Source organism: Mobiluncus sp. (assembly GCF_985070215.1).
In genome coordinates, this window is the sequence record NZ_CFKZQR010000073.1 from 1 (window position 1) to 4,738 (window position 4,738).

Genomic DNA, 4,738 nt, shown 5'->3' on the forward strand with positions numbered 1-4,738 from the left:
CACGCCACCCATGCCAGCAACCAGCGCCACCGAAGCAGCACCAATCACAAACTTCTTCTTCAAATTCATCTTCAAAAAAACCCTTCTTCTGGGTAATAAAGGGTGGGAAAAATCGAGGGTAAATCAGGTTGCGAACATGCAGAGAATCCTGGGCAGACACCGACTAGGACTGCAGGGCCACGGTGACTTTCAGGCCGATATTAGGCGGGTTTTGAGTAAATAGGGGAGGTTTTTTGAGGGGAATACCCCCTTGGGGGCGTGCCTAAAGGTGGAGAATAGCGGGGTAGCTGCCATTAGTGGCAGCTACAGCCCAAATCCCACCTTATAACCCCAAACCCCGAAGCATCCACGCACTCAGACCCTAAAACCCCGGGCGGCACGAACTGTAAAACCCGCCCTAAAAAGCCAGCAACTGGACACGCTCGCGTCCGGCGGCGCTCGCGAGTTTGCGGCTATTTTTCCAGGAAACTGTGCAGTTCCACGTCCGCACGGGCTTTCGCGTGGCGGGTGAGTTCCGGGGTGAATCCGGACTTTGCGTAGATTGCGTAGCGGGGCGTGCCGTGGTGTTTGACCAGTTTGCTGCGGGTTTCCAAGGTTTTCAGGACGTCGCTGCCGACGGGTTGGCCGACCCATTTCGCTTCGATAAACAGGGTCGTTTTGGCGCCCCCGGCGACCAGGTCGATTTCTTCGGATTGCCGGGTTTTCGGGTCGTTGCCCCACCAACGGGCGCGATTTTGGTACAGCTCTGGCAGTTTCCCGGCGGCGTTGTCCCGGTCGAAAAGGTCCGTGACGATCCGCTCGAACCCCAGCCCCATGAAACTGTTGAGTTCGGGGACAACGTTCGCCTCCAGGGCTGCTGACCCCGCCCCTAGCTCGATTGTCGACAGGTTGGGCTGGACGAATCGGTACCAAAACCGGAAACAGCCGTCTTGGATCCGGTAAATGGTTTGCCGTCCGCCCGTTTTCATCGCCACATTCCAGGGGGTTTGTTTGCTCACGATCCCCAGGTCTATCAAGGCATCCAGGTAGTTGGTGAGAGCCCCGGTCGGAATCCCGGTTTTCGTCGCAATCTGGTTATGTTTTGAGGCCCCGTCAGCAATCGCGCGCAGAATGGAGCTGTAGCGTTTCGGCTCGCGCAGCTCCTGTTTCAGCAGGTTGCCCGGTTCTTCCACCAGTCGGCCGCTGGGGTCAAAGAACAGTTTGGCCAGGTTGCGGGTAACGCTCTGACCGGTGTCGATAAAGTCCAGGTATTCCGCCACTCCACCCGTCGCGGCATAAAGTATCGCGGCGTCCGCGCGGGGCATCGGGGAGAGGAAATCCTCGGTATCCACAAAGTCGAAAGGCCGCAAACGTATCTGGCCGGTACGCCGCCCATAGAGAGGGCTTTTCGCGGAAAGCACCTGACGTTCCATGAAACTCATCGACGACCCGCACAGAATCAGGTGCAGCCCAGTCGCGGCCCACTGCGAATCGCAGAACTTTTGCAACAACGAAGAAATCGGCGGCCAACTCCCCGCCAAGTACGGGAACTCGTCGATTACCAGCACAAACGGCGTTCGGCGGGCCGTATCTGCCATGTCGGCAAACAGGTCCTCAAAAGAAGTATGGCGCGCCCGCGACCCCGCCAAGCCCGTCCCTGTCACGGCCTGGAACTGGGAAAACGCGCGAGAGAAACTGGCCAAGTTCGTCGCCTCGTCAGCCTCCAAAGCCATGAAATACACGGCCGGCTTGTCAGCGATATATTCCCTGATTAGCCGGGTTTTCCCGACCCGGCGCCGCCCGTAGACCACGGTGAACTCGAACCGGTTACTGGCCCAAGCCCGCTCCAACGCCTCTAGCTCGCGAACGCGCCCGATAAAACGCTGCATCACCCACCCCCGCTTGTGAAAACATGACCTACCGTAATGGTACCCGCCCCGGTGGCAATTAGCAATATCACAAACATGTATATCTAGATATTGTTAGCTGGCTATTGGGGTTGAACTGCGCGGAGAGTCAGGGTTGAGAGCGCCGGCTGGACTCACGCGGATAAAGGATTCTGGCAGGGACTAATGCCAAAGCAACGTCGGTACTCCACGCATGGGCAGGCTCACGCAAATTATCCAACCTAGGCATGTCAATACCTCACCAAAAGGGAAAGGTATTGACAACCAGCCGCTCTCACGTTATGCCACATCCCAACAGAGACGTGGGCGGTGGCTCTCTTCTGAGAAGAAAACCGCCGCCCACTGGAGGAAACCCGCGACTTTGACCTAGCCTTCCAGTTCCTTCACGCGAGCCTGAAGTTTCTGGATTTGATCCTCAAGCTCACGATTTTGGTCTGCCAGTTTCAGCTTGTCTTCCTCAGTCATTTGCTTTTGATCGTCAAGCATCTGGTTCTTCACCGCCTGGTACAAAGCCTCCCAAGCACTGGTGTTTTTACCGGTGTTATTAGGGAATGTCCCGTAATTGAACAGGGTTTTCACCAGAGATTGACCCATTTTTTCCCAATATTCCAAAGGAGGAAACACCCATTCAAGCTGATAAGGCTTTCCTTCCGCGGCATTATTGACGAGCAAAGCCCGAAATGCCCCGAAAACCGGCATGAGATACCCGGTCGGAATCTTGTAATCTGCATGAAGAGAGTTGAAATCTGTCTTGTAATTCCCTCTGCCTTCAATACCCCGAACCCCTCCAAAACGAGCTCTTCCGTTGTGATTCTCATCATAAAACTTAGGCATATCCACTTGAATCGCTTCATAGAGTTCCACCAACTCGGGAAGCAACTGGGACAAGCTCATGTAAATGTTCTGATCCGAATTTCCGTGGGCATCGTATTCAGCCTTGTAATCCTTGAAAACCATAGCCTTCCCCGAATACGCTGAAATTGGAAAACTGCTGTTATCAGGATACTTTTTTATGTTGAAAGTAAACATGAGTTTCAACAGATCAGAGACTGGAATGTCTTTGTCCTCATTGTCTTTATAGGCAACCTTTCCCGCAAAATCACATTCCTCAATAGCATCCTTTATTGGATTGAGGCGATTTTCGAGGTTGTACAAGGCAATATCGCTAACTTGCACCGAAGTATTGCGGGCATCCGAAATGTCTGCAACGCTCAGATCCTTTCCAACCAAAATCTCCATCATGACAAATTTGTCAATGTCGCTGGGGATTCCATCACGCCGCTCCAGAATCGCTCGGTACGTGTGTCCACCATCGAGCACTCCGAAACGCGAATTGTCAGAGTCAAACTCTACAGTCAAAATTGACTGTGTGTTATCAAACCTGACACCGCTCGCGATCATCACCATACCGCGGTTATAGACATCGAAGTTCGGGTCACTGCTCTCTACACTGTCAAGCAGCTTCCTCGCGGTAGCCGTCCGCATATTTGTTTCGCGGGGGTTTACCTCCGTCGGCAGGCCCTCAGGCACGTCGCGTAGGTTTACCAAGGCAATGTACCTGGTGATATCCATATCCTCTACAGGGGATTTGATCGTTCGAACCGCTGCCGTCCGGATCGGAAAACTGCGGTTAGTAGTGCTTTCAATATTCGTAATCATGATTTTTACCTTCTTCCTTTAGATTACGAAAGCCAACGTTCATCAGTCAGCTCGACGAGGGCGATTTGCTCTGTCTACTTAAACTATACTAGAAGGCATAATCCTAGTCAAGGACATTTGGAACCTTGGTTCCATATGGACGATTCCAGGACAGAGCAGAAGGGACTTTTTTGTTGAAATGGTGGGAAGAATCGAAGAATCAAATGTTCTGACAAATGTCGGGACCATTCTTTACAACTACCGGGCGGATCTCACAGATTTTCCCCGATCTCGTAAGGGCTTTATAGAGAGAGTGGAGCAACTGAACCTCCTGCGTAAAGGATGGATCTCAGAAAAATCGCTTGCCAACCTGGAAAACGGAAAAAATCTCCCCTCGATAGAGACCCTTTGCCAGCTGGCCATTGCGCTTCAGGTCGATAAGGTGACTCTATTCAAGGACATCTCAAAAGCACTAGGGTACAACTGAGCCGATGAAATCAGCTGTCTCAAAGCACCTTGGGGTCAAGCTCAAGAGTCGTACGGTTAGGGGCGGCGGTCCATGACCTTATGACCATAGCCCCAACAGACCCGGAAATAACCAGCAGCCAGCATCAACAGCCCAGTGTTCCTATCGGAATCACGTAAATCCCATCTGGGCGCTGGTAAGCGAAGTCTCCGACTCCGGTGAGGATTGCCAGGAAAGAGGGGGCGCGCATTTTGCTGGTGTCAATGAGCCCGGCGAGCCGTTTTAGCGTGGCCGCGCCGGTTTCGATGGCCGCGTCGCTTCCGAGCTTGATTTCAATCAACGCGTATCTGCCGTCATCTAGGTGGGCGATGGTGTCGCACTCCAAGCCATTTTTGTCTCGGTAGTGATAAAGGGTTCCGCCCAGTGCCTCAAGAGAGCTATTTAACGTGCCCGGGCTCATCGCCCGGGACTCGTAGGTATGTATATTTTGCCCGAACCTTTCCTTGGATTTACAGCATCCCTGAACTGTTTTAGGTAAAATGGCGTCATTTTGTTAGGCAACTTGGCTGGGATCGTGATTGAAGTAGCGAGTACCTGCGTGAGTCGAAGCGTTTGGTATGAAAAGTGGCGGTACCCGAGACGGTGGTAATTTTGTAGGTCATAGTGCGTGGATGCTTCGGTGTTGGGGATTATAGGGGGAGAATAGCCGGGTAGCTGCCATTATTGGCAGCTACCCGGCTATTCTCCC

General features: G+C 52.9%; 5 protein-coding genes. 2 read left to right on the forward strand and 3 right to left on the reverse strand.

Features of this window, described 5'->3' with window-relative positions:
• Positions 1 to 223 (forward strand): hypothetical protein (locus AC5LBQ_RS09365; RefSeq protein WP_493265308.1); only part of this gene is annotated, 223 nt, incomplete at its 5' end.
• Between the two features lie 229 nt (positions 224 to 452).
• Here the strand turns inward: AC5LBQ_RS09365 and AC5LBQ_RS09370 are convergent.
• Together AC5LBQ_RS09370 and AC5LBQ_RS09375 are read right to left on the reverse strand one after the other, a co-directional pair.
• Entirely contained in the window at positions 453 to 1,868 is a 1,416-nt protein-coding gene (locus AC5LBQ_RS09370; RefSeq protein WP_493265309.1) for an ATP-binding protein, read from the reverse strand.
• Positions 1,869 to 2,252: 384 nt separating this feature from the next.
• Positions 2,253 to 3,545, reverse strand: coding sequence for an AIPR family protein (locus AC5LBQ_RS09375; RefSeq protein WP_491681064.1), 1,293 nt, complete (start codon positions 3,543 to 3,545; stop codon positions 2,253 to 2,255).
• 178 nt (positions 3,546 to 3,723) lie between these two features.
• Here AC5LBQ_RS09375 and AC5LBQ_RS09380 point away from each other — a divergent pair, with 178 nt between their 5' ends.
• Entirely contained in the window at positions 3,724 to 4,011 is a 288-nt protein-coding gene (locus AC5LBQ_RS09380) for a helix-turn-helix domain-containing protein (RefSeq protein ID WP_295028336.1), read from the forward strand.
• A 124-nt stretch (positions 4,012 to 4,135) separates the two neighbouring features.
• Here the strand turns inward: AC5LBQ_RS09380 and AC5LBQ_RS09385 are convergent, their stop codons facing one another.
• Positions 4,136 to 4,450, reverse strand: coding sequence for a DUF4143 domain-containing protein (locus tag AC5LBQ_RS09385; protein WP_491681063.1), 315 nt, complete (start codon positions 4,448 to 4,450; stop codon positions 4,136 to 4,138).
• Positions 4,451 to 4,738: the final 288 nt, after the last annotated feature.